The organism is Brevibacillus gelatini, from assembly GCF_003710935.1.
Taxonomy (GTDB): domain Bacteria; phylum Bacillota; class Bacilli; order Brevibacillales; family Brevibacillaceae; genus Brevibacillus; species Brevibacillus gelatini.
The window spans coordinates 1-22826 of the sequence record NZ_RHHS01000056.1 but is presented as its reverse complement, the minus strand read 5'-3'; the positions used below and the strand labels follow the sequence as shown (position 1 = coordinate 22826).

General features: G+C 54.3%; 23 protein-coding genes and 15 tRNA genes. 3 read left to right on the top strand and 35 right to left on the bottom strand.

The features are described 5' to 3' along the window. Positions 1-2: 2 nt before the first annotated feature. The 7 genes from EDM57_RS21325 to EDM57_RS21295 form a co-directional block, all read right to left on the bottom strand. Positions 3-932 (bottom strand): fumarylacetoacetate hydrolase family protein, encoded by a 930-nt coding sequence (locus tag EDM57_RS21325; protein ID WP_122906697.1) that lies wholly within the window; start codon positions 930-932, stop codon positions 3-5. Positions 933-1227: 295 nt separating this feature from the next. Continuing rightward, complete coding sequence (locus EDM57_RS21320) at positions 1228-2154, bottom strand: RluA family pseudouridine synthase (protein WP_122906696.1); 927 nt, start codon at positions 2152-2154, stop codon at positions 1228-1230. A gap of 145 nt (positions 2155-2299) precedes the next feature. Next, on the bottom strand, positions 2300-2998 hold the full coding sequence (locus EDM57_RS21315; RefSeq protein WP_122906695.1) for an MBL fold metallo-hydrolase: 699 nt from the start codon (positions 2996-2998) through the stop codon (positions 2300-2302). Between the two features lie 2 nt (positions 2999-3000). After that, positions 3001-3633 carry a TetR/AcrR family transcriptional regulator gene (locus EDM57_RS21310; RefSeq protein WP_122906694.1) on the bottom strand — a complete coding sequence of 211 codons (633 nt, stop codon included), beginning with the start codon at positions 3631-3633 and terminating at the stop codon, positions 3001-3003. Between the two features lie 208 nt (positions 3634-3841). Beyond that, on the bottom strand, positions 3842-4363 hold the full coding sequence (gene tpx, locus EDM57_RS21305) for a thiol peroxidase (RefSeq protein ID WP_122906693.1): 522 nt from the start codon (positions 4361-4363) through the stop codon (positions 3842-3844). 88 nt (positions 4364-4451) lie between these two features. Continuing rightward, positions 4452-4985 (bottom strand): hypothetical protein, encoded by a 534-nt coding sequence (locus EDM57_RS21300; RefSeq protein WP_122906692.1) that lies wholly within the window; start codon positions 4983-4985, stop codon positions 4452-4454. Between the two features lie 48 nt (positions 4986-5033). Further along, on the bottom strand, positions 5034-5477 hold the full coding sequence (locus tag EDM57_RS21295) for a gamma-glutamylcyclotransferase family protein (RefSeq protein ID WP_122906691.1): 444 nt from the start codon (positions 5475-5477) through the stop codon (positions 5034-5036). Between the two features lie 129 nt (positions 5478-5606). On the opposite strand from EDM57_RS21295, the gene pyc reads away from it, so the two are divergent. Together pyc and EDM57_RS21285 are read left to right on the top strand one after the other, a co-directional pair. Continuing rightward, entirely contained in the window at positions 5607-9053 is a 3447-nt protein-coding gene (pyc, locus tag EDM57_RS21290) for a pyruvate carboxylase (RefSeq protein WP_122906690.1), read from the top strand. A gap of 71 nt (positions 9054-9124) precedes the next feature. Beyond that, the gene (locus tag EDM57_RS21285) at positions 9125-10372 is read left to right on the top strand and encodes a hypothetical protein (RefSeq protein ID WP_122906689.1); all 1248 of its coding nucleotides are present in this window, start codon (positions 9125-9127) and stop codon (positions 10370-10372) included. 67 nt (positions 10373-10439) lie between these two features. On the opposite strand, the gene ytfJ is transcribed toward EDM57_RS21285, so the two are convergent. The 13 genes from ytfJ to EDM57_RS21220 form a co-directional block, all read right to left on the bottom strand. Further along, on the bottom strand, positions 10440-10898 hold the full coding sequence (gene ytfJ, locus EDM57_RS21280; RefSeq protein ID WP_122906688.1) for a GerW family sporulation protein: 459 nt from the start codon (positions 10896-10898) through the stop codon (positions 10440-10442). 114 nt (positions 10899-11012) lie between these two features. After that, on the bottom strand, positions 11013-11678 hold the full coding sequence (locus tag EDM57_RS21275) for a DUF2953 domain-containing protein (protein ID WP_122906687.1): 666 nt from the start codon (positions 11676-11678) through the stop codon (positions 11013-11015). Positions 11679-11744: 66 nt separating this feature from the next. Beyond that, on the bottom strand, positions 11745-12713 hold the full coding sequence (locus EDM57_RS21270) for an S-layer homology domain-containing protein (RefSeq protein ID WP_122906686.1): 969 nt from the start codon (positions 12711-12713) through the stop codon (positions 11745-11747). Positions 12714-12930: 217 nt separating this feature from the next. After that, on the bottom strand, positions 12931-13578 hold the full coding sequence (gene sleB, locus EDM57_RS21265; protein WP_122906685.1) for a spore cortex-lytic enzyme: 648 nt from the start codon (positions 13576-13578) through the stop codon (positions 12931-12933). Positions 13579-13680: 102 nt separating this feature from the next. Further along, entirely contained in the window at positions 13681-14031 is a 351-nt protein-coding gene (gene spoVAE, locus EDM57_RS21260) for a stage V sporulation protein AE (RefSeq protein WP_122906684.1), read from the bottom strand. A 4-nt stretch (positions 14032-14035) separates the two neighbouring features. Beyond that, positions 14036-15052 (bottom strand): stage V sporulation protein AD, encoded by a 1017-nt coding sequence (spoVAD, locus tag EDM57_RS21255; protein ID WP_122906683.1) that lies wholly within the window; start codon positions 15050-15052, stop codon positions 14036-14038. 3 nt (positions 15053-15055) lie between these two features. Beyond that, positions 15056-15529: a stage V sporulation protein AC gene (gene spoVAC, locus EDM57_RS21250; protein WP_122906682.1), complete on the bottom strand. Its 474-nt coding sequence runs from the start codon at positions 15527-15529 to the stop codon at positions 15056-15058. 17 nt (positions 15530-15546) lie between these two features. Beyond that, complete coding sequence (locus EDM57_RS21245; RefSeq protein ID WP_122906681.1) at positions 15547-16407, bottom strand: DUF421 domain-containing protein; 861 nt, start codon at positions 16405-16407, stop codon at positions 15547-15549. Positions 16408-16475: 68 nt separating this feature from the next. Next, complete coding sequence (locus EDM57_RS21240; protein ID WP_122906711.1) at positions 16476-16682, bottom strand: DUF1657 domain-containing protein; 207 nt, start codon at positions 16680-16682, stop codon at positions 16476-16478. 148 nt (positions 16683-16830) lie between these two features. After that, a complete protein-coding gene (locus tag EDM57_RS21235; RefSeq protein WP_005830919.1) occupies positions 16831-17034 on the bottom strand; it encodes an alpha/beta-type small acid-soluble spore protein in 204 nt (67 codons plus the stop codon). Positions 17035-17088: 54 nt separating this feature from the next. Beyond that, complete coding sequence (locus EDM57_RS21230) at positions 17089-18246, bottom strand: MGDG synthase family glycosyltransferase (RefSeq protein WP_122906680.1); 1158 nt, start codon at positions 18244-18246, stop codon at positions 17089-17091. Further along, the gene (locus tag EDM57_RS21225) at positions 18243-18830 is read right to left on the bottom strand and encodes a YkoP family protein (RefSeq protein ID WP_122906679.1); all 588 of its coding nucleotides are present in this window, start codon (positions 18828-18830) and stop codon (positions 18243-18245) included. The genes EDM57_RS21230 and EDM57_RS21225 overlap by 4 nt, the downstream gene beginning before the upstream one ends. A gap of 69 nt (positions 18831-18899) precedes the next feature. Further along, a complete protein-coding gene (locus EDM57_RS21220; RefSeq protein WP_122906678.1) occupies positions 18900-19550 on the bottom strand; it encodes a TerC family protein in 651 nt (216 codons plus the stop codon). Between the two features lie 215 nt (positions 19551-19765). On the opposite strand from EDM57_RS21220, the gene EDM57_RS21215 reads away from it, so the two are divergent. Then, positions 19766-20932, top strand: coding sequence for a sensor histidine kinase (locus EDM57_RS21215; protein ID WP_122906677.1), 1167 nt, complete (start codon positions 19766-19768; stop codon positions 20930-20932). A 255-nt stretch (positions 20933-21187) separates the two neighbouring features. On the opposite strand, the gene EDM57_RS21210 is transcribed toward EDM57_RS21215, so the two are convergent. The 15 genes from EDM57_RS21210 to EDM57_RS21140 all read right to left on the bottom strand — a co-directional run bounded on the left by EDM57_RS21210 (position 21188) and on the right by EDM57_RS21140 (position 22792). Continuing rightward, positions 21188-21261, bottom strand: a tRNA-Gly gene (locus EDM57_RS21210). 12 nt (positions 21262-21273) lie between these two features. Further along, a tRNA-Leu gene (locus EDM57_RS21205) sits at positions 21274-21361 on the bottom strand. A gap of 33 nt (positions 21362-21394) precedes the next feature. Continuing rightward, positions 21395-21471 (bottom strand) — tRNA-Pro (locus EDM57_RS21200). Positions 21472-21493: 22 nt separating this feature from the next. Continuing rightward, positions 21494-21567: transfer RNA gene (locus tag EDM57_RS21195), tRNA-Arg, on the bottom strand. Positions 21568-21574: 7 nt separating this feature from the next. Continuing rightward, a tRNA-Gly gene (locus EDM57_RS21190) sits at positions 21575-21650 on the bottom strand. Between the two features lie 44 nt (positions 21651-21694). Continuing rightward, positions 21695-21781: transfer RNA gene (locus EDM57_RS21185), tRNA-Leu, on the bottom strand. 22 nt (positions 21782-21803) lie between these two features. Further along, a tRNA-Lys gene (locus EDM57_RS21180) sits at positions 21804-21879 on the bottom strand. 7 nt (positions 21880-21886) lie between these two features. Continuing rightward, positions 21887-21971 (bottom strand) — tRNA-Tyr (locus tag EDM57_RS21175). Between the two features lie 6 nt (positions 21972-21977). Beyond that, positions 21978-22053: transfer RNA gene (locus EDM57_RS21170), tRNA-Thr, on the bottom strand. A 100-nt stretch (positions 22054-22153) separates the two neighbouring features. Beyond that, positions 22154-22230, bottom strand: a tRNA-Asp gene (locus EDM57_RS21165). Between the two features lie 5 nt (positions 22231-22235). Further along, a tRNA-Met gene (locus tag EDM57_RS21160) sits at positions 22236-22312 on the bottom strand. Positions 22313-22385: 73 nt separating this feature from the next. After that, positions 22386-22461: transfer RNA gene (locus tag EDM57_RS21155), tRNA-Val, on the bottom strand. 81 nt (positions 22462-22542) lie between these two features. Further along, positions 22543-22616 (bottom strand) — tRNA-Glu (locus EDM57_RS21150). Positions 22617-22633: 17 nt separating this feature from the next. After that, positions 22634-22709: transfer RNA gene (locus EDM57_RS21145), tRNA-Thr, on the bottom strand. Positions 22710-22716: 7 nt separating this feature from the next. Continuing rightward, positions 22717-22792: transfer RNA gene (locus EDM57_RS21140), tRNA-Asn, on the bottom strand. Positions 22793-22826 lie beyond the last annotated feature (34 nt).

Sequence of the window (22826 nt, the reverse complement as noted above, 5' to 3'; positions counted from 1 at the left end):
CGTTATTCGCTGATCGTATTTACGAGCACACCCAGGCGCTCGACTTCCAGTTCGACTACATCGCCCGGCGCAAGCCAGCCGTACTGTTCAGGTCCAAGCTCCAAAATGCAGCCGGTGCCGACCGTGCCCGAGCCGATGACATCCCCCGGGTACAGCGTGCAGTCCTGCGAGGCACGCGCGATCATTTCCGCAAAGGTATAGTGAATATCCCGCAAATTGCCGCGGGAATACTCCACGCCGTTCACCCGCGCCACCATCGTCAGATCGTAGCGGTCGCCTTTTTCTCCCGGCACACGCACATCTGCAAGCTCGTCTGGCGTCACCAGCCACGGCCCCATCGACGTAGCGAAGTCCTTGCCTTTGGCTGGCCCCAGCCCGACCTTGACCTCTTCGCGCTGGATGTCGCGCGCGCTCCAGTCGTTGAGAATGCAGTATCCGGCAATGTGCTCGTGCGCCCGCTCAACAGGAATATCCGTCCCCGCCTTGCCGATGACACAAGCCACTTCCAGTTCGTAGTCCAGCCACTGTGTCGCCTTGGGCCGCCGAATGCTCTCCTCCGGTCCGTGGAAGGCCGCCGTGTTGGAAAAGTAAAAGACGGGAAACTCGTACCATTCGGGAATCATCTTAAGCCCGCGGCGTGCCCGCGCTGTCTTCACATGCGCCTCGAAGGCGTAAAAATCGCGAAAGCTGGCAGGGCGTGGCAACGGCGAGCCAAGGCGCACTTTTTGCAAAGCCACATCTGCTTCGATGGCATGGGTGTTGTCGGCAATCGACGCCAGCCGCTCCCGCCACACGTCCCACTGCTCCAAGAGCTCCTGCACCGTGCCCGGCGCGCCGGGAAGTGCCTTTGCGATGTCCCTGACGGTTTCGTCCAAAAGCAGCCCTGCCCGCCACTTGGTTTGTTCGTCTGGCCGATAGGAGACTACTTTCATGCGCTCCACTCCTTTTCATCGGGATGAAAAAACTGGCCCAGCCTTGGCTGTCTTTTTTGTACAACAAAAAACCCAGCTCACCCCGTTCGCTCATCCGGTGCATGACAAACAAGAGGGAGTCCCCCTAAAACTTGTCAACTATGCCGAAACATGCGTCAGGCGCAAGCTGGGTCTGTCTGCTACTGAAAAAAATCTTGCGGGATTTTTCCCCGCAGACAACCAGCGTATTTCCTGTTTCTTTTATCATACCGAAAACGCTTTCAGCTTTCCAGAGGAATTTGCCGATTTTTTTCGGCTACATCGTTTCGTTCTGGCTTTCTGGCAGCGCGGGAAAAAACTTTTGCAAAAGCGCCTGCATATCGTCTGGCAGTGGCTCTGCAAACGTCATCGTCTCCTTGCTGCGCGGGTGGACAAAAGACAGCCGCGCCGCATGCAGCGCCTGTCTGCCGATATGTTCACGCCCGCCTCCGTACAGATCATCGCCTGCCAGCGAATGACCGATGCTCTGCATGTGCACCCGAATCTGATGAGTGCGCCCGGTCTCCAGCTTCAACTCCAAAAGCGTCATGCCGACACCGCGAGCCAGCACGCGATAGTGCGTGACAGCCGTTTGTCCATCCGGCCGAATCTTGCGGGTAATAAAGGAGTTTTCCGCAAGCCCGATCGGCGCGTCGATAGTCCCTTCCTCCGCGGCAATCGTTCCCTCGGCAATCGCCTGGTAAAAGCGGTGCAGCGTCCGCTCCTGCTGCATGCGGCTGAACTGCTCGTGTGCCCACTGGTTTTTCGCGACAATCATCAAGCCGGAGGTATCCTTGTCCAAGCGGTTGACGGCGCGAAATCTTCGGGCTTCGCCGCGCTTTTTCCAGTAAGCGATCACTCCGTTGGCAAGCGTGCCGGCCGGATGGTTGCCTGTCGGATGCACGACCAGCCCGGCCGGCTTTGCGATCACCATCAAATCGTCGTCCTCGTAGCGAATACAGAGCGGCATCTCTTCGGGAGCTACCGTCTCTTCCTCCTCTATGTCGACCATGACAGCCAGTTCGTCCCCGGCTTGCAGCTTTTCGTTTACAAACACGAGCTTGCCGTTGCGCGTAATCGTCCCGTTGAATTTGGCCCGGATCAGCAAACGACGCGAGACACCGTAGCGCTTTTGCAGAACATCCCGCACCGTCTGGCCAGCATCTGCCTCGTCCGCTGTAAAGCGTATCAATTCTTCCTGCATGTTGTCTCTCCTTTAGGTCTTCCCTGCATTCCCTGCTGTCCAGTATAGCAAAAAGACCCACCGCGAGGACAACCTCCTTCCAGTCGCGTTCCCTTTGCACGTAAGCATGCGCACCGCATCATATCAATGGAAAAAACTTTGTCCCCTACTGCAACGTGCTCACCGGAATGGAAAGGGAGCGGGACATTTCTGCCAAATACCCGTCGAGCTGCTCGGCGGGATTGTGCACGGCGTCACCATGGCATACTTCCAGCCGCAGCGGCTTTAGCTGCCGCAAAATCCGGCTGCTTTTCACCGCCTCTGTCATGTCAGCGGTGAACATCGGCATGGGGCGATGCAGCCTGCCTCGCTTCGACGTAAACAAGTCACCCGCCAAAAGCACGCGATCCTGCTCGTGATAGTAGACGACGTGCCCCGGCGAATGGCCTGGCGTCCAATACGGCTGCAGCCCGGCGATTGCCGAAAGTCCCCCGTCTGCCGTTTCCGGAAGCGGCTGCGCCAGTCCGGGCTGGACGTTGACCTCCCGTTTTTTGCGGCGCGGATACGGCTCGCGTCCTTCCATGTACGGTATTTCGATCCGATGCGCATACACCGGGACCTGCATGGTCTCGACAAGCTTGCGAACGGCCCCGACGTGATCGGAATGCCCGTGTGTCAGCAGGATGCGCTTCAACGGCCCTGCGCCCTCTTTTTTCAGGAAAGCCGCAATGCCTTTGGCCATGAACGGCATCCCGGCATCGACCAACGTCACGCCGTCCTCTTCCAGCACCGCCCAGACGCGCACGGGAATCAGCAGCCATGTCTTGATACACCAGATGCGCTCGGAGATTTTTTCTACCTTCATTTTCACACACTCCTTGTCATCATTTGCTCACTGCCCGCGAGGATCACGTCTACAGCCAGCTCAAACGTAGGGGAAAGTCTTTCCAGCAAGCTGTCCAGCGGTTCCTCTGAATGCGTGTAAGTCCCGACGATGCCGTGCAGCGTATAAAAATAAATCCGCGCAAACGCAAGCGCTTCCTCTTCTGCCGCCTCTTTTGGCAAAGCGTGCAGTACCGCCCGCCGCAGCAGTCCAAACAGATGCGTGCGCAGCGCTTGCAACTCTTTTTCCGGTTCCTCGACATCGATCCGGGTGGCTTTCACCATAAAAAACAGCGTATACATGTTGCGGTTGCCAAGGCAAAAGCGGATGAACTGTCGGCTGATTTCGCGCAGCTTCTCCCTGGGCGGCAACGCTTCGTCTGCCAATGTGCGCTCCATCTGCTCGGCCAGACTTTGCAGCGGACCTTTGGAGAGCTGGTGCAAAAGTGCTTCCTTGTCTTTGAAGTATATGTAGAGCGTCGTATGGGAACAGCCAGCAGCCTTGGCGATCTCGCGGATGGAGACGGCGTCAAATCCCCGCTTTGCAAAAAGCTCTGTCGCAGCAGCAAGAATCGCGCGCTTCGTTTCCTCTGAGCGTATTTCCTGTCTCGTTGCCATGCAATGATTCACTCCTGATGCCCACTAAATAACCAGTGGTTAGTAACCGTTGGTAATAATATAACCAACGGTTACTAAAACCGTCAAGCTTTTTTTCCAGACGTCCAAACGAAGGAAATCGTGCCAACCAGGACAAACAAAAACCCCCTGCTCGTCTTTTTGAACGAACAGAGGGTCTTGCTGACACAAAAGCTTATGGTGCAAAAACTTACTTCGCAGCTTTCGCAGCAGCGATTGCAGCTTCGTAGTTTGGATGCTCACCAGCAGCAGGCACGTATTCTGCATAAACAACTTTGTCGTTAGCATCGACAACGAAAACAGCGCGGGACAAGAGACGGTATTCCTTGATCGCTACGCCGTAAGCTGTACCGAAGGACAGGTCTTTGTGGTCGGATACGGTTTTCACTTTGTCGATTCCGGCAGCGCCGCACCAGCGGTTTTGCGCGAATGGCAGGTCGACGGATACAGTCAGCACGGTTACGCCTTCCAGTCCGGCAGCCTCTTCGTTGAAGCGGCGGGTTTGCGCGTCGCAAACGCCAGTGTCGATGGATGGGATGACGGAGATGATGCGAACGGTTCCTTTGGAATCGTCGAGAGTTACAGGAGACAGGTCGCCGCCTACTACGGTGAAGTTAGGAGCTGTATCGCCCACTTTGATTTCCGGACCGAGCAGGGTTACAGGACCCCCTTTGAAAACGAATGCGCCTTGACGCTCAACAGCAGCTGTCATGATTTCTTCCTCCTCACCAAATCTTTCATATGTACCTCATTAATCATACCCTATCATTCACTTTTTTTCACTATGCCAATAGTAGAAATTACAGATTCACTTGCACTTTGCCTGACGCTTTGGCATCGACCTTGACGATCCGCTTCACTACGTGCTCGTACTCCCAGTCGGTTTTCGCGTTCAGCTCGTGACAGCGCATCAGCGCGTGATAGAGGGCGAAGACGAAGTCGACATGCTTCATCTCGTAGCGGGTTCCGTACGCTTTTGGCAGAGCCGTGTTGATAATTTCGATCTGATAGACAGCCTTCTCCCGCTTCTTTTTAACAGGGACGATGTAGCCCATCTGCTTGAGCACGAAGCCGTAGTCAAACTGACCTTCATCGTCAAAATCAATCGTGTCGTCAGACGCAGCCAAATACTCCAGGAGCGTCTCCATATCCAGTGTCTCAAAGCAGGCGGGCTTGGGCAGCGCCAAGACCGAGCCATCCTTGTTCACAAAGTAAATATGGTCGCGATAATGGAAGATCAGTTCGTCTTCGGGAACTTCCTCGGAAAACATCCAGAAGTTTTGCGGAATCAGCAAGCGCCAGATTTGCGCAGGGGTCGCATTCAACAATTCCATGGCAGGGTCCCTCCTTTACCCTACCAGTTTTGGCAAAACGCGCCGCTGCTATTCAGCCGCCTCTTCCATGAATCGCCGCCAGTCGCCGTGTTCTACCTTCATTCCGACCCGTCTTGCGTAATCATCATCCAGATAGCGATAGACGTATACGGGCACCTCCTGTCCTGTTTCTGCCAAGCAGGCATTCACCACAATCCGCTCATACTCGTTGCGCGGGTCGCCCTCTCCGTAATACGCCTCCAACTCGTCGAGGACGGCGAGTGCCTTTTCGTACACTTCGGGAGCAAAGTCAAGGACCGCGCCTGTCACTACTGCCCCGTTCGTTTCCCCTGCTCCTGTCAGCAAACCGGGATAGCCTTCTGGCAAATGATAAATTTCACCTTTGACCGACGCCCTGGCTTCTGTATGGGCAAACGGTCTGACGCAAATCGCATGGTTGTGAAAGCCTTTTAACAATGTGCCGTAGACAAAAACGGGCAACTGCTTAAGCAATTGGACTCACTCCAGTCATCCAGATGGTGGGAAGAAAATAAGGGTGTCTTGTGTAACGAAAATTTTGTATATTTATGCTGTATATATCTTTTTATTTTGTCTCGTTTGGAGACAGAGGGGGAGAGAAATTTGGCAAAGAGAAAGATCAATCGGTTACTGGTAGCAAACCGCGGCGAGATCGCGATCCGCATCTTCCGCGCTGCTACTGAGCTCGGTATTCGCACTGTCGCGATTTACTCCGAGCAAGACAACGTCTCGATTCATCGTTTCAAAGCGGACGAGTCCTACCTTGTCGGTGCCGGAAAAGGCCCGATTGAAGCTTATCTGGATATTGACAGCATCATTGAAATTGCCAAGCGCAACGATATTGATGCGATCCACCCAGGATACGGCTTTCTCGCCGAAAATGCCGATTTCGCCAAGCGCTGCCAGGAGGAAGGCATCATTTTCATCGGGCCATCTCCTGAACTGATTGAAAAATTCGGGGACAAAGTAGAAGCGCGAAAGCTTGCCATCGAAGCGCAAATTCCGGTCATTCCAGGGACGCCGGAGCCGATCGAATCCTTGCAGGAGGCTCTCCTGTTTGCCAAAGAGTACGGCTATCCCATCATCATCAAAGGGGTTTCCGGCGGCGGTGGACGCGGCATGCGCATTGTGCGCAGCCAGGAAGAGCTGCAGGAGTCGCTGGATCGCGCCCGCTCCGAAGCACGTTCATCGTTTGGCAACGCCAAAGTGTATCTGGAGCGCTATCTGGAACAGCCCAAACATATCGAAGTACAAATACTGGGCGACAACCACGGCAACATCGTGCATTTGTACGAGCGCGACTGCTCTGTCCAAAGACGCCACCAAAAAGTCGTGGAAGTGGCGCCAAGCCTTTCTCTTGACGACGACCTGCGCGAAGAAATTTGCCAGGCCGCACTCACCCTCATGAAAAAAGCCGGCTACTCCAACGCGGGTACCGTCGAGTTTTTGCTCACGCCGGACAAGCGCTTTTACTTCATTGAAGTCAATCCGCGCATTCAGGTCGAGCATACGATTACCGAGCTGATTACCGGCATCGACATCGTGCAGTCGCAAATCCGTGTCGCAGAAGGACATGCCCTCTCCGATCCGGAAATCGGGATCGCCTCGCAGTCCCAGATTCAAATGAGCGGCTATGCGATCCAGTGTCGCGTAACCACCGAAGACCCGGAAAACAACTTCCTGCCTGATGCGGGCCGCCTGTCAGCCTGGCGTTCCGGCGGCGGCTTCGGCGTCCGTCTCGACGGCGGAAACGGCTATCCGGGTGCGATCATCACGCCGTTTTACGATTCGCTTCTGGTCAAAATCTCCACGTACGGAACCAGCTTTGACCAGGCCGCGCGCAAAATGCTGCGTACGCTGCGCGAATTCCGTATCCGCGGGGTGAAAACCAACCTGCCTTTCCTGGAGAACGTCGTGACACACCCTGATTTTCTCAGCGGGAACTACGACACCTCCTTCATTGATACAAAGCCGGAGCTGTTCGTATTCCCTGGTCGTCAGGACAGGGGTTCGAAACTACTATCGTACATCGGCAACACGATTGTCAACGGCTATCCGGGCATGGCCAAGCCGGACAAAAAGCCGCACTTTGACACTCCGCGCATTCCGCGCACGCCGTTTGCCCAGCCGTACCCGGACGGCACGAAGCAAATTTTGGACAAGGAAGGCGCAGATGGCCTCGTTCGCTGGATTCAGGAGCAAAAGCAGGTGCTCGTGACCGACACGACATTCCGCGATGCCCACCAGTCCTTGTTTGCCACACGCGTGCGCACCTACGACCTCGCCTCGATTGCCGAAGCGACAGGCAAGCTCGGCGCGGGACTTTTCTCCTTGGAAATGTGGGGCGGCGCGACGTTTGACACGTCCATGCGCTTCTTGCAGGAATCGCCGTGGGAGCGCCTGCAAATTTTGCGCGAGCGCATCCCGAACGTCCTGTTCCAGATGCTTTTGCGCGGGGCAAACGCAGTCGGCTACACGAACTACCCGGACAACGTCATCCAGGCGTTTGTCAAAGCTTCTGCGGAAAACGGCATCGACGTCTTCCGAATCTTCGACAGCCTGAACTGGCTGCCGGGCATGCAGACGGCCATTGACGCAGTGCGCGAAACAGGCAAGATAGCCGAAGCAGCCATTTGCTACACGGGCGACATTTTGGACCCGACCAAAACGAAATATACTTTGTCCTACTACGTCAATCTGGCAAAAGAGCTGGAAAAAGCCGGGGCGCACATCCTCGCCATCAAGGACATGGCGGGCTTGCTCAAGCCTTACGCTGCCTACAAGCTCATCACGGCCTTGAAGCAGGAAATCGGCATTCCGATCCACCTGCACACGCACGATACGTCCGGCAACGGCGCAGCGATGCTGCTGAAAGCCGTCGAAGCGGGAGTCGACATCGTCGACGCGTGCGTCAGCTCCATGTCCGGCCTGACCTCGCAGCCGAGCCTGAACGGCTTGATCGCGAGCCTCGCCCACACCGAGCGCGATACGGGCCTGTCGCTGGAGTCGTTCAACAAACTGTCCGACTATTGGGAGGACGTGCGCCCGTACTACCAGGGCTTCGAAAGCGGCATGAAGTCGAGCAACACAGAGGTGTATATCCACGAGATGCCAGGCGGCCAGTACACCAACCTGGAGCAGCAGGCCAAGGCAGTCGGTCTGGAAGGCCGCTGGGACGAAGTGAAGCACATGTACGCTGTCGTCAACCAGATGTGCGGCGACATCGTGAAGGTCACTCCTTCCTCCAAGGTCGTTGGCGACCTCGCCCTGTTCATGGTGCAAAACAACCTGAACGAAGAAAACATCTGGGAAAAAGGCGAACGGCTGGACTTCCCGGACTCCGTCATCCAGTTTTTCCAAGGCTACCTCGGCCAACCGCCAGGCGGCTTCCCGAAAAGACTGCAAGAGCTCGTCCTGAAAGGCCGCGATGCCTTTACGGCTCGTCCAGGCGAACTCTTGGCGCCGATTGATTTTGCGAAAGTCGCTGCTGAACTGGAGGAAAAAATCGGACGCAAGCCGAGCGAGCTGGATGTGCTTTCGTACATTATGTATCCGCAGGTGTACCTGCAATTTGACCAGCGCCTGAAAGAATACGGCGATCTGTCCGTCCTGAACACTCCTACGTTCTTCTACGGGCTGCGTCCAGGCGAAGAGACGGCCATTACCATCGAGCGCGGGAAAACGCTGATTATCAAGCTGGTTGCCGTCGGCGAGCTGCATCCGGACGGTCGCCGCATCATCTACTTCGAGCTGAACGGGCAGCCGCGGGAAGTTTTCGTCCGCGACCAGTCGGCCAAAGTCTCGGAGACAGTCCGACGCAAGGCTGATCCGCAAAATTCCGCTCACCTGGGCGCCTCGATGCCAGGAAAAGTGCTGAAGGTACTTGTATCCAAAGGCGACAGGGTGCGCAAAGGCGAGCACCTGCTCGTCAGCGAAGCGATGAAGATGGAGACGACAATTCAGGCACCGCAGGACGGAAAAATCAAGGAGGTTTACGTCAAAGCGGGCGAAGCGATTGAAACTGGCGATCTGCTGATTGAAATGGAGTAGACTTCATCTATAATGGGAAGTAACAGACGATAAATTCCATCGTATCGAATTGTTCGTGGGGGGTGATCGGCATGAAATTGGATCGGTTCAGCCATATTCCGTATAGTCACCGAGTCGGCCGCTACCATTTCCAGATGGTTCAGGCGAAGCTCAGCACACCTGTCGAGCCGATTTTTGGCTATAGTCTGCAGCCCTACTACACACGGCAGCGACAGTGGATGACTGATCTCTCCGATTCCTTGTCCCGCCTGTACCGCTTTTTTGCTGACCTGGATAAAGCTGCGCGCGAGTTTGATCCGTCGCGGCCAAACAGCGCGATCAACCAGCGAGCTGTCGCCTCCTCCGCCCCCGAGTCGGCAGCAGTCCAGGCAGATTTTCGGGCAGCGAATGGCGCGCACCGTTTGCGCATCGTTTCGCTGGCAAGCGGACAGTCCCATACGAGCAAGGCGTTGCCGGGCGACGCTCCTGCCGTCGTTGCGGAAGGCCTGCAGCAGTTTGTTCTGCGCATGGGCGAACAAGAAGAACGGTTTACCTATTATGCAAAAGCCACCCACTCCCACGCGGACAGTCTCCGTTCCATTGCGGAAGCGATGCGGAGCAGTTCTCTCGTAGATGTCCGGATCACGGCGCAAGACCAGTCCGTCGCCTTGACGGTCTCGTCCCGCCGAACCGGAGCCGCCCAATCGTTTGAACTGCGCGATGTGGCGGGAAACACCATCCGTTCGCTTGGGCTGGATCGGATTGCAAACAGGGCAAAAGACGCCATCTTTTTGTGGGATGGCAAACAGCATACAAGCCCGTCCAATCAGGTAGCGCTCGCGGACGGTGCGGTGCAACTTTCCTTGCACCAGGCAGGCACGAGCGATATTGCCATCGAAATCATGCCAGACATGGAGCGGTTGCTGCGGCACACCCGCATGCTGCTGAACGGCTACAACCGCCTGCATGCTTTTTTGGCGGAGCAGCCTCCCATGCTCGCGACACAAAAGCTGGATGCGTTCACACGGGTGGCGCAAACAGCCGGGGGAACGCTTGGCCGCTACGGTTTTCACGTTCAGCAGAATGGGCAGCTCGCCCTGGATGAGTCGACCTGGCATGAGGCGGTTGCCGCCAACTTTTCCGGCTTTGCCAAAGCGATGGCCGAGTTGTCCCGCTCTTTTCGCGAGGAAATCGTTCGAGTGCAAAATAAACCGTTTGCCTCGTTCTCCCGCCCGTATCAAGCGGCTGCCTCGCCCAATCCGTACGGCCAGGCCACAGCTTCCGTCATGCAGCTCCATTTTGCCGCGCGGACTGGCTTGTTTTTCAATCAACTGTGGTAAAGGCTTGCAAGCCACTCCCAATAAAAAACAGGTATGCCCATGTTTTGGCCGCATACCTGTTTTTTCGTTATCTCCGGTCCATCAACTCTTCCAGGTCATGCTCGTCTGCTCTCATCCTTGCCGGATGGGCATGGGCATGTGTTTCCTCCTGCTTTTTAAACAGCGCCTGCATCTTGTCCACAAACTGCGGGACCGAATCGAGAATCCGATCATACAGATGCGTCGAATTTTCAAGCGGGATCGAGCGAATTCCTTGTTTTCCGACCACTAAAAAGGCAACTGGCGTAATCGAGACGCCGCCCCCGCTTCCGCCGCCAAAAGGATGGCCTGTGAGTCCATTGGGATGCTGGTCGTACTGAAACTCGCTCCCCCCTGCCGCAAAGCCAAATCCTACCTTGGAGATCGGAAGAATCACGCTGCCGTCAGGTGTCTCGACCGGATCGCCGATAATCGTATTTACATCGACCATTTGCTTGATGTTTTCCATGGCTGTTCGCATCAAGCCTTGAATGGGGTGCTCTGCCATCGTAATCTGCTCCTCCTTCCTGTATGTCTCATCTGTTAACATTCCCCCAACGAAATCAGAGCATGTACGGTGTCATGCGCAACGAAGCAAAATCGCTCCGGTTGCCGTCTGCTTTTACGCCTGCGAAGGAGTCGTTTGCCATTTTCGCTGGCTATCTCTTCTGATCCGCAAAGCAATTTTCAATAAAGAAAAAAGAATATGCCCCAAGTAAAAATGAAACTGGCAGCGAAAAGTCGTCCGGATGACCGCAGCGTTCCAGACCGGCTGGACACTCATGACAGGCATCGCCCGCAGCGAGATGGAATGAGACAAGACGCTGACAATCACGCTTTTGACGCCCCAGATCATTCCGGTCAGTGCCCCGGTCTCGGCCGCCTGCCCCGTGCCCAAAAGCGTATGCCACTCCAGCTTTGTACAGCGAATCTGCTTGCACAAGTTTTTGATGAGCGGGAGCAAATCCCGTACCTGCTCAACCAGTTCCCGGTAGTTGCGATACCACTTTTTCACTTGTCTGCGGGTAAAGTCTTTGACCTTCTCCTGAATTTTGCTTCCTTGCTGGATCGTGTCCACTCTCGCGACCAGCTCCGGGCCGGCAGGGGACACTTTGAAAAAAAGCATCGGGATCTCGTATTTTCGGGTAAAAAGGCCATGCCATACCGTAATCTCGATTTCCAAATGGTCGTTTTCCTCTTTCCGACTGTAGTCGAAAGTGATTCTAACTGGCGTGATGGCAAGCAGTACCAAGACAGCAAGCAATCCGGCAAATACCCAGCCCCACAAAAAAATCCCACCCTTTCCACCGTTAGTATGAGTGGAAAGAGCAGGAAATATGTTTGCAACTTCACGTTAATCCAGCACGTATACTTTGACGCCTTGCTTCATGCCGTAGCTGCGGGCTTCCTGCAAGGTCGGCAAATACAAGTCGACATGGCGCTGCTTGACTGCCCCGCCGATGTCCGCCGCCACCGCGTAGCCGTAGCCGTCGATATACAGATGGCTTCCCAGCGGAATGACGGACGGATCGACAGCGACGACACCCTCGCGCAGCGGATACTCCAGGTACGAGAGAATCGGCTGGTTCGGATTGCTGTACGCGGTCGTCTGAACGGTCAGCGCTTGCCTGTAAGCGGTTCCGTTAAAAAGCTGCGCGCTTTTCGCCGCCTTGCTGTTGACGAGATGCAGCGCCGCATACGTGGCTGCTTCCGCTCTCGTCATCGCGCTTTTCGGCTTCAATGTGCCGTCTGCATACGGACTGACCAAGCCTTTTTCCAGCGCGTAAACGAAAGCACGCTGGCAGCTCTTGTCCACTTTTTGCCCATCGGGATACTTGGCGAGCGTCTGGATCGTCGTCGACCATTTCAACTGATTGACGGCACCGCTATCGCCCTTTGTGCGAATCAAAATGGACACAAGTTCTTCTCTGGTGACAGGCTCATCTACCTGCAAAAGCAATTGGCTTCCTTGCTTCTTCCCGTGGACAATTCCGAGCCGATAGGCGGTTTCTGCAAAAGGAGCCATCCAGCTGCCCGCAGGTATGTCGGCAAACGGCGACTCACTTGACGTTCCCGGCGCAATCCCCTTTGCTTTCACAAACATCGTCACCAGCTCGCCGCGGGTGATCGGCTCATTCGGGCGGAACGACTCGGCGTCGCCAACCGCCCCTGCTATGTATAGTGTTTCAATTTCTTTTCTGGCCCAATGATCGGCTATGTCAGTATAAGGTGTCGCATTCGTCTCGCTTGTCTTTGCCTCTGCGACTGGCGTGCCAATGACCAGCAAGGCTGCCAGTGAGGCCAGGATCAGTTGTTTCCTCATCATCATCCTCCAAAAAAGCGATTTGCCATCCTTTCGTTTCATTTTATCGAAACATTTCGGAAGCTCAATGGACAATTGTTCCCAAATGGCCGCTTGTAAAGCAAAATAGCGCTTTTGGCCGGGCGGTGCCGCACGTCGGGCTGTCTGCCTTCATGAAAAAAGGCCCTTGCTCGGCACGAGGTGCGCCAAAATCAAGAGCCTTTTGCTCCGTGCTGCGTTATTTTGCGAAAATGTGCTTGCCGATCTTCCCCACTTGCGGACGAGACCAGATCCATTTGGAAGTGGCGATGGATGGATTGAAGTAATAAAGCGCACCATTGGTTGGGTCCCAGCCTCTTGCTGCCTCCCATGCGGCCTGGTAGGCCGTCTTGTTGGGGCTCAACCAGTACTGTCCATCCATGACCGCCGTAAACGCGTACGGCTCGAAAATAACGCCCTTGAGCGTGTTCGGAAAGTCTTTGGACTTCAGGCGGTTCAGGGCTACCGCCGCAACGGCCACCTGCCCTGTAAAGCTTTCTCCCCGCGCTTCCGAATAGACCAACCGGGCGAGCAGTTGCAGCTCGTCTCGATTGACCGATACTTTTTTTAACGCCCGCCATGTATTTGTACCAGCGACACCATCGACTGGCAGTCCGTATGCCTTTTGAAACGTTTTGACTGCCTGGACAGTGTTCGCTCCGTAGCTGCCATCCAGTCGGTCCTTATAGTACCCCAACAGTTGCAGACGATACTGCAAATCCCATACATCCCCGCTCTCGCTGCCCCGCTTCAAGACAGGCGCGGCAAACGATTCAGCAGGACAGACAAATGCGACGGCAAGCATCGCCGCGAGCAGGGTAGTCAATGTTTTTTTCATCCATGACATGAACATCCCCTCCTTACGCCATCATTCTACTAGCTGGCGAAAGCAGGTTCAATTCAAGCATTTTGGCAGCACAGGCAACAAATGACGCGCTTTTTTCCTCTTTTAGCCTTTTGGCCGGAAGATCAGGGCCATGAAAAAGCCGAAGACAATCGCCGCCGATATGCCCGCGCTCGTCACCTCAAAAATGCCAGTAACAATGCCGATCAGCCCGTGCTGCTTTGCCTCTGCCATCGCGCCGTGGACGAGGGCATTGCCGAAGCTGGTAATGGGGACGGTAGCGCCTGCCCCGGCAAACCGGACGAGCGGCTCATACAGCCCAAGGCCGTCCAGCACCGCCCCGGCGACCACCAGCGATGACATCGTATGCGCCGGGGTCAGCTTGACGACATCCATGAGAAACTGACCGACCACACAAATGATTCCCCCTACGAGAAACGCCCATAAAAACGTCATGCGATCACTCTCCAGTTTGCTCGGACTCGATAGCCACGGCGTGCGCAATGCAGGGGATACTCTCTCCCTGCTGATAAGAAATCGGCGATAGCAGCGCGCCTGTCGCCACCACCAGCATCCGCTTCCAGTCGCCCCTGCTCATCCTCCGCAGCAGGTGGCCATATGTAACCGTCGCAACACAGCCGCAGCCGCTTCCCCCAGACCAGACATTCGGGTTGTCTCCGTAGATGAGCTTGCCGCAGTCAATATAGCGCTGCAGCGGAACCATCACGTTATGTTTGGGCAGCAATTCAGACAAAATGGCATGGCCCACTTTGCCCAAATCTCCTGTCACCACAAGGTCATAATGATCGTGCGGAAGCTGGAAGTCGCGAAAATGCGTTTCAATCGTCGACAGTGCAGCCGGAGCCATCGCCGCCCCCATGTTGAACGGATCGGTCATCCCCATGTCGACAACCCGGCCAATCGTGGCGCCTGTTATGCGCAAGCCTTTCCCTTTGTTGCCGACGACTGCTGCTCCTGCTCCCGTAACCGTCCACTGGGCGGTCGGCGGCTTCTGGGAGCCGTACTCCGTCGGATAGCGATACTGCTTTTCCGCCGCCCCGTTATGGCTCGATGTCGCTGCAAGCACATAGTCCGCCGCCTGGCTGTCCACGAGTTGCGCTGCCAGTGCCAGACCTTCCATGGCAGTTGAACACGCCCCGAAAATGCCGAGAAAAGGAATCGCCAGCGTACGTGCGGAAAAGCTGGCGGAAATAATCTGGTTCATCAAATCGCCTGCGAGAAAAAAGTTGACCTGCTCCTTCCTCAGCCCCGCTTTTTCGATGGCTTTCGAGCACGCTTCCTCCAGCAGCACTTTTTCCGCCTTTTCCCAGCTATCCTGCCCGATCATCAAATCTCCGTGCAGCGTATCGAAGTCCTCTGCCAGCGGTCCCTGCGCCTCGAACGGCCCGCCGATGGCTGCGTGGCCGAGAATAACCGGTTTCGAGGGAAACACCCACGACTGATGGCCCTGGCGCATGCGTCACCCTCCCATCGTAAACAACGTTTTTAACAGACCGATGATGAAAGCGGCCACAACCCCAAACACAATGACAGAGCCTGCGAGCTTGAACATATTGCCGCCGACGCCAAGCACCAGCCCTTCGCTTCTATGCTCGATGGCGGCTGAGGTAATCGAGTTGGCAAAGCCCGTCACCGGAACACTCGTCCCCGCCCCTGCCCATTGTGCAATCCGGTCGTAAACGCCCAGTCCGGTGAGCAGCGCCGAGAGCAGAATCAGGACAGCAACCGTGGGATTTCCGGCCGTTTTCTCCGTAAAGTCAAAGTATCGGATAAACAGCTCTGTAATCCCCTGGCCAATCAGGCAGATAAAGCCCCCCACGAAAAAGGCGCGGGTGAAGTTGCGCACGAGCGGACGCTTCGGCTCATGACGCTGCGCCAACTGCTGATACTCCTGCTGCACGGGGGTCAGCTTCTTCTTTTTTTGATCCGCCACTTTTCTCTCACTCCTTTTTACCGTATCAAAAACGGCTTCACTTGGTCGATCACTTGCTGCAATTGCTCCGCGTCACGCTGATAAGTCTGTTTGGCCTGTTCGCTTTTCGTCGCAAGGGCAAACAGCTCCAGATCGGCCTGACACTTTTTCAAGGTGGCAAATGTCCGCTTCATCGCTTGCGGAGCGGGCACCTGAATTTTGTCGTCATACAAATCGAGGTACAGCTCGCCGCTTTTGTCGACCTGGCCGAGAAACACGTTTTCAAGCGCCACCCCCGCTTTTTGCAATTGCGTGCGCACCCAGCGGCGATTGTAGCCCGCTGTCGCAAGCGGCTCGTCCATGATGACGCCATCCATGATGACGACCTGACTTTCTTCTGCGGGCGACACGGTCAATTCCAACTGCTGCGGCGTGACGGGTTGCTTCTCGGACTTCAAGAGCACGCTCAGTTCCCCGTTTGTCTCCATCATGGCGAACTCTACGTCCGCTACCCGGAACACGTTTTTGAGCCGCAGTTGCTCCAGCAAATCTTCCGCCGTCAACCGTTCCTTTTTCAGATTGTCCTCCAAAATTTTTCCTTCTTTGATAAGAATGGTCGACTTGCCCTCGAAAAAGTCGCGCAGCACCTTGCTTTTCAGCGTCAGCCATTCCATCAGGACAGGAACAATCGCGAACACACCCATGGCAATCAGACTGTGGGCAATCGGCCCGTCCATCTCCGTCGCCATGAAGGCAGCGATGGAGCCGATCGTAATGCCGACGATGTATTCAATGAGCGTTAGCTGCTTGATTTGCCGCTTTCCAATAATTTTGGTAAGAATAAACAAGTAAGCCAGCGCTCCCAGCGAGCGTAGCAAAATATTCAACCAGTCAGGCATGCTCCACCTCCGTCAGCCTTTAAAAGAAAAGCCAAGAGAGAGGGAGTCCCTCTCCCTTTCTCAGCAGACTAGAAGCCTTTGTACTGTGGCTCTTCGTTCTCCAACTCTGTCACACGCTGCTGCAGGTTGTTCACAATCGCCTGGGTTTGCTGGGCAGCTTCTGTGTACATTTGCTTCGCTTGCTTGTTTTGCGTGCTAAGCGCGAACGACTCCAAATCTGCCTGCGCCCCCTTCAGGCTGGCAAGCGCCTGTTTCACCTGTGCTCCTACTGTCATCATCCTTCACCTCCCAACACATATAGAGTCAGCCTCTGCCACTGAAATATGCGTTCCAGATTTCCATTTTCCCTGTAAGTTATCACCAAAAGCCGCAGACAAAAAAAGAAAGACACCCGCAGGTGCCTTTCCTCATCCAACTATGCAATTAGCCACGGCCAGCCAATTGTTGTTCAGCGAAGGCAACAAGACGTTTTGTGATCTCGCCACCTACTGAACCGTTTTGACGGGAAGTAGTGTCCGGACCAAGCTGAACGCCGAATTCAGAAGCGATTTCGTACTTCATTTGGTCCAGTGCCTGGTTTGCTTGAGGAACCACCAGATTGTTGCTGGAGCGGTTGTTGTTAGCCATCTGTCATCACCTCCTCGTCGTTGGTAGGTTTAATATGTGTGAAGTTTTCGTTGTTCATTCTTCATTTTCGTTGCCAAATTTAGACTCTAGTTGAAAGAGCAGCGTAGCGATCTGATTCGCCGCTTCCGGACGCCTTAGTTTGTCCATTTGCAGGGGAATTTTATTCTTTTCATCAGAGTGACGCCAACGCCTGATAACGTTTTGGATTTCCTGCGGCGTTTTCGCCAGCACCGCTGCGTTTTGCTGCGTGAGAAAAGTGCTGTTATGCCGCTCCTGTCCAGGCAGCGGCTGATACAAAACAAGCGGCGTCCGCATCGCGAGTGCCTCTGCACAAGTGATACCGCCCGGCTTGGTCACATACACGTCCGCCGCGCCAATCCATTGCCACATACAGTCTTCAAAGCCTTTGACGACAAGGTCGTGTCGCCCGTCTCCGTGGGCAAACTCCGTCTCCAGCCGCTTTTTCAGCCGGGCATTTTTTCCCGTCACCGCAACAACCTGCAGCGGCTGCTCCTCTGTGAACAAGGCGCGGATGACTTCCTCCATCTGCCCGTAACCGCCCTCGCCCCCGCCGATCAGCACGGTAAAGCGCTCCGGAGCAATCCCGAGCCGTTTCTTCCATTCGTGCTTGGGCGTGCTCTCTGCCAGGCTGAACGCCCGTCGGATCGGAATGCCGCAGACGTGAATTTTTTCAGGGTGAATCTGATATTTTTGTTGCAGACACTCCGCCATATACTCATGCGCGACAATATAAGCGTCGATTTCCCGGTCCACCCAAAAGCGATTGACGTGAAAATCAGTCGGAATACTGACCAGTTGAAACGGCTTGTCCATCTGTTTCTTGGCGAAGGCAAGCGCCGACAGACAGTAGGCATGCGTCACGATCACGACGTCCGGCTGCTCCGCCTGCAGCACCCGCCGCAGCAGCCTCGCCGAGAGCCACCGGCCGAGCGGCCTGGACAGCGCCTTTCCCCACATCTCATCCTGTTCGTACATGCTGTGCCATACAGGCCTGGCGTATTTGAGCATGTTGACATAAAAAAAACGGGACAGCACGCGCAAACTCGGACTGGCTGTCTGCAAGCCTCCGATCAGCCGGGCTGATTCCACCCCGTCCATGTTGAGCAAAACCTCCTGGAGCGCCTCTGCTGCTACCCTGTGCCCGCTTCCTGCCCATTCCTCAGTGACCAGTAAAAAACGTTTGCCCCTCAAAGCGTATCTCCTGTCGTCTGCTGCCTGTTTTGCCCGTAGCGCGCAAGCAACATCTCCTTGGACATGTAAACCCGTTTTAACGGCATGTCCTGCTTCCACGTCTGCAACCGTCTTTTGCCATCGGGATGAACGAGCCTAAGCATAAGGCGCAAGTACCAGCGCTTGTAGCGGAAAAACCAGTTCATCGGCACGTCCGAGATGGAAAATCCCAAAGGAACCACTCCTTTGTGCAGCATCGTTGTGCCGACGATGCCCTTGATCTTCTCCCGCTCTTCCATCGCTTCCAAAAATGCCGCCAGTTTGGGCAGCGACTGCAAAATATGCCTGCGCAAAAGCAAGGCTACCCGCAGTTCGTCCTGCACACCGCGGCAGAGTGATGCAAAGTAATAGTTGTGAATATGTATTTTTAAAATGAAATCGCCGTCCTGAATGATCTGCTCATCTGACGTCCGTAATGGCTCCCCCCGATAACGCAAAGGAACGACCCGGAAAATATTTTTTCCTTTTTCGATATAGGTTAGTCTGGTGCACCGTTGATAGATTTCATCCCAGTATCTCCATAGCATCAAGAGACTTGTGTTCATGTGCAACGGTTCCTTTCCGGCGATGTTTACTTGTAGTATTCCCCACTCTCCCTTCCTTTCATTACCTGTTCAGGCCCGTTTCATCCGTCCCCACAGCATGATGGCGACCGAGGCAATAGCCGGAAGCCACATGTGATTGAGCAGGAGCGGATTGATCCATTTCCACACGTACGGGTCTTCCAGAAACATGTCCACCGCCGTAAAAGCAAGCACCCCGCCGCCGATAATGACGAGGCCCGGAAAGCGGTTCATCAGCCTGGCTACCCACGCGCTTCCCCACATCAAAAGCGGAATGCTCATCCCCAGTCCAAGCAAAACCAGCCACAGATCGCCATGCGCCGCTCCCCCAACGGCCAAAACATTGTCCAGGCTCATGACAAAATCAGCCAATATGATCGTTTTGACTGCCTGGCCGATTGTCTGATTTTGCGCCACCTCTGTCGTTTCTTCCTCGTTGCTCACCATCAGCTTTACAGCGATCCACAAGAGCAGTCCTCCCCCGATCGCCTTGACAAGCGGAATATCGAGCATCCAGGTCGTCACACCCGTCAACACGATTCGCAGGACGACAGCCCCCATCGTTCCGTACAGGACAGCACGGCTGCGTTCCCGCGGAGGCAACCCCCGACAAGCCATTCCTATGATGACAGCATTGTCGCTGCTCAACACCAGATCAATCATGAAAATGTGCACCAGTCCCAGCCAAAAATGCTCTCCCATCCCTGCCTCCCTGGTCCATCAAAATGTTTGTCCATTCTACTTTATGTGACTAGAATCGGACTCATGATTGAATATTTTTTCGAATAGCGACGTATTTCAGCGGATTTTGTCAATAAAAAATCCTGCAAAAAAACATTTTGTCGCGAAATCGGGATAATTATACCTTGTCTAATCTTACCCTTTTCCCTTACGATTTTAGTGGGGTGGATAATGCGATGGTGGAGACTGTGAGGCTTAATCTAGCAAACGTTTCACGGAAAATTTTGGATTTAGCACCAAGAATTACTACAATATGGATGCGGGAAATTGTTCGTAGTATGGAAATTCCTGTAAAAATTCCTCGTGATTTTGCGGAGAAACGAACTGTGCTCCTAGCCCGTTATCTGGTGGAAAACGTAGACCAGGACATGCAGAACTGGGCACTGGATATGGGAGAGTGGCTGCGCTCGCAGGAATTCCCCTTTTCCTCCATTTTGCGCACGTATCAGTTGTACCGAAATGTCTTTTGGCGTGAGCTGCATCCTGAACTGCAACAATGGTCCCTCTCTCCGCAGGACATGCACTATCTGGAGCGAGAGCTGGGGAAAGCGATGGATGAGAGTGTTTTTTGGGCCGTCTATCATTTCGAGCAGATGATAAACAAGGAGCTCGTCCAAAAGGAAGAAACGATTTCCTACCTGCACAATGACAAGCTGACGATGTTGGGAAAAATCGCTGCCAACATGGCCCATGAGCTGCGCAATCCGCTGTGCGCGATAGAAGGCTTTCTCAAGCTGATTAGCGAGTCTACACAGGAACAAGCGCAGCTGCAAACGTATATTCAAGTTGTCATGCATGAATTCGAAAATTTGCACCGGCAAATAACCGGCTTTCTCAGCTTTTCCAAAAAACCGATCTTGGATGAAATTTTCAAAACGGTTCAAGTTGAGCAACTGCTCGATGAAGTAGAAACCCTTATTACTCCTCGACTGGTAGGAGAGAACATACGATTTGCAAAACAAATCCACCCCTGCGCGCTGACTTGTTATGAGGAAGGCTTAAAACAGGTCGTCGTCAATTTGTTGAACAATGCGATCGACGCTGTGCAAAATCGAACAGACAAGTACATACACGTCATTGCCACCGCTTCAGATGGCTGGCTCTATTTGAGCGTGGAAAACAACGGAGAAATGATTCCGCCAGAGATTGTCGAGATTTTGTTTCAGCCGTTCTTTACGACCAAGCAAAATGGGACAGGCATCGGTCTGTCGATCTGCAAAAATATTATCGACAAGCATAATGGCACGATTCATTGTGATTCCAACGAAAACCGCACCCGCTTCGTCGTCTCGCTGCCGATTTTATCGCCAGAGGAGGCAGTCCAAGCAGCGGGATTTTCGTAAGTAGACGATGAATACCTTTGTGCATCAAGCCCAATTCGTGGGCTTTTTTTTGCGCCAGCAGCTTTTTTGCCCTTGCGTTTGCTCTCGCGTTTGCCCTGCCCTGCACCTGCCCTCGCGTTTGCCCCGCACCTGCCCTCACGCCTGTCCCGTCACCTGCGGATCGGTTCCGCCCTGAGTTGAAACGCCTTTCCCCTCTGGCTCTGGATCATCACAGCAAAAAAGCAGAGAGCGATTGGCTTCTCTGCTTTTTGTGTATGGAGCGGGTGATGGGAATCGAACCCACGCGACCAGCTTGGAAGGCTGGAGTTCTACCATTGAACTACACCCGCATCTGACGTATATGGTGCCGAGGACCGGACTTGAACCGGTACGGGAGAAACTCCCGACAGATTTTAAGTCTGTTGCGTCTGCCCATTCCGCCACCCCGGCAATTTCGTTATGAATCTATGGGCAAGCAAATCATGGTCGGGAAGACAGGATTCGAACCTGCGACCCCTTGGTCCCAAGCCAAGTACTCTACCAAGCTGAGCTACTTCCCGACTATTAAAAATGAAAGAAAAGCGTGCCCTGAGAGATTCGAACTCCCGACCTTTTGATTCGTAGTCAAACGCTCTATCCAGCTGAGCTAAGGGCACATGATTATGGAGCGGACGACGGGTCTCGAACCCGCGACCTTCGCCTTGGCAAGGCGACGCTCTACCAATTGAGCTACGTCCGCATTTTGATAAGTATGGAACAAAAAACTTCACATTTGTGAGAAGATGGTGCGGTCGAGAGGACTTGAACCTCCACGGTGTTGCCACCACTAGAACCTGAATCTAGCGCGTCTGCCAATTCCGCCACGACCGCATATCCACTTTTGGAAAAACACTGGTGAGCCATGAAGGACTCGAACCTTCGACCCTCTGATTAAAAGTCAGATGCTCTACCAACTGAGCTAATGGCTCGAAATACTGGTGGGGAGAGACGGATTTGAACCGCCGAACCCTGAGGGAACAGATTTACAGTCTGCCGCGTTTGGCCACTTCGCTATCTCCCCAGTAAGTGGTGCCGGCAATAGGACTTGAACCCACAACCCCCTGATTACAAGTCAGGTGCTCTACCAATTGAGCTATACCGGCATACTACTAAATTATGACATATCTTTCATGAAAAATCAATGTTTTTTTATTTCCACTAAAACATTTTCCATTTTCATGAAGGAGGCCACCTTGCAAAAGATGGCGGAGCTGACGGGACTCGAACCCGCGACCTCCGGTGTGACAGACCGGCGTGAACTCCAACTTCACCACAGCTCCATATTTGGTTGCGGGAGCAGGATTTGAACCTGCGACCTTCGGGTTATGAGCCCGACGAGCTACCGAGCTGCTCCATCCCGCGACGATTGGGAATATCCATTGTCAGCATTGCCACAAAATGTGGCAGGTTTTGCTGACCACCCAGATGTGATGAGTGGTGGAGGCTGACGGGATCGAACCGCCGACCCTCTGCTTGTAAGGCAGATGCTCTCCCAGCTGAGCTAAGCCTCCAAAGTACCCCGCAAAGTGAAGAGGTTGCGTTGCCAACACCGAACACTTTGCGGGACCCCAACAACGAGTTGGGTATATAGGTGACCCGTAGGGGATTCGAACCCCTGTATGACAGCGTGAAAGGCTGCTGTGTTAAACCGCTTCACCAACGGGCCATTATCAAAATCATTTCTGGTGCTCCCGACAGGAATCGAACCTGCGACCTCTTCCTTACCATGGAAACGCTCTACCGACTGAGCTACAGGAGCAAGTGAATGGCTCCTCGGGACGGACTCGAACCGCCGACCGATCGGTTAACAGCCGATTGCTCTACCAACTGAGCTACCGAGGAACGTTGAAGGATTTATTCCTTCAAAACTGGATCT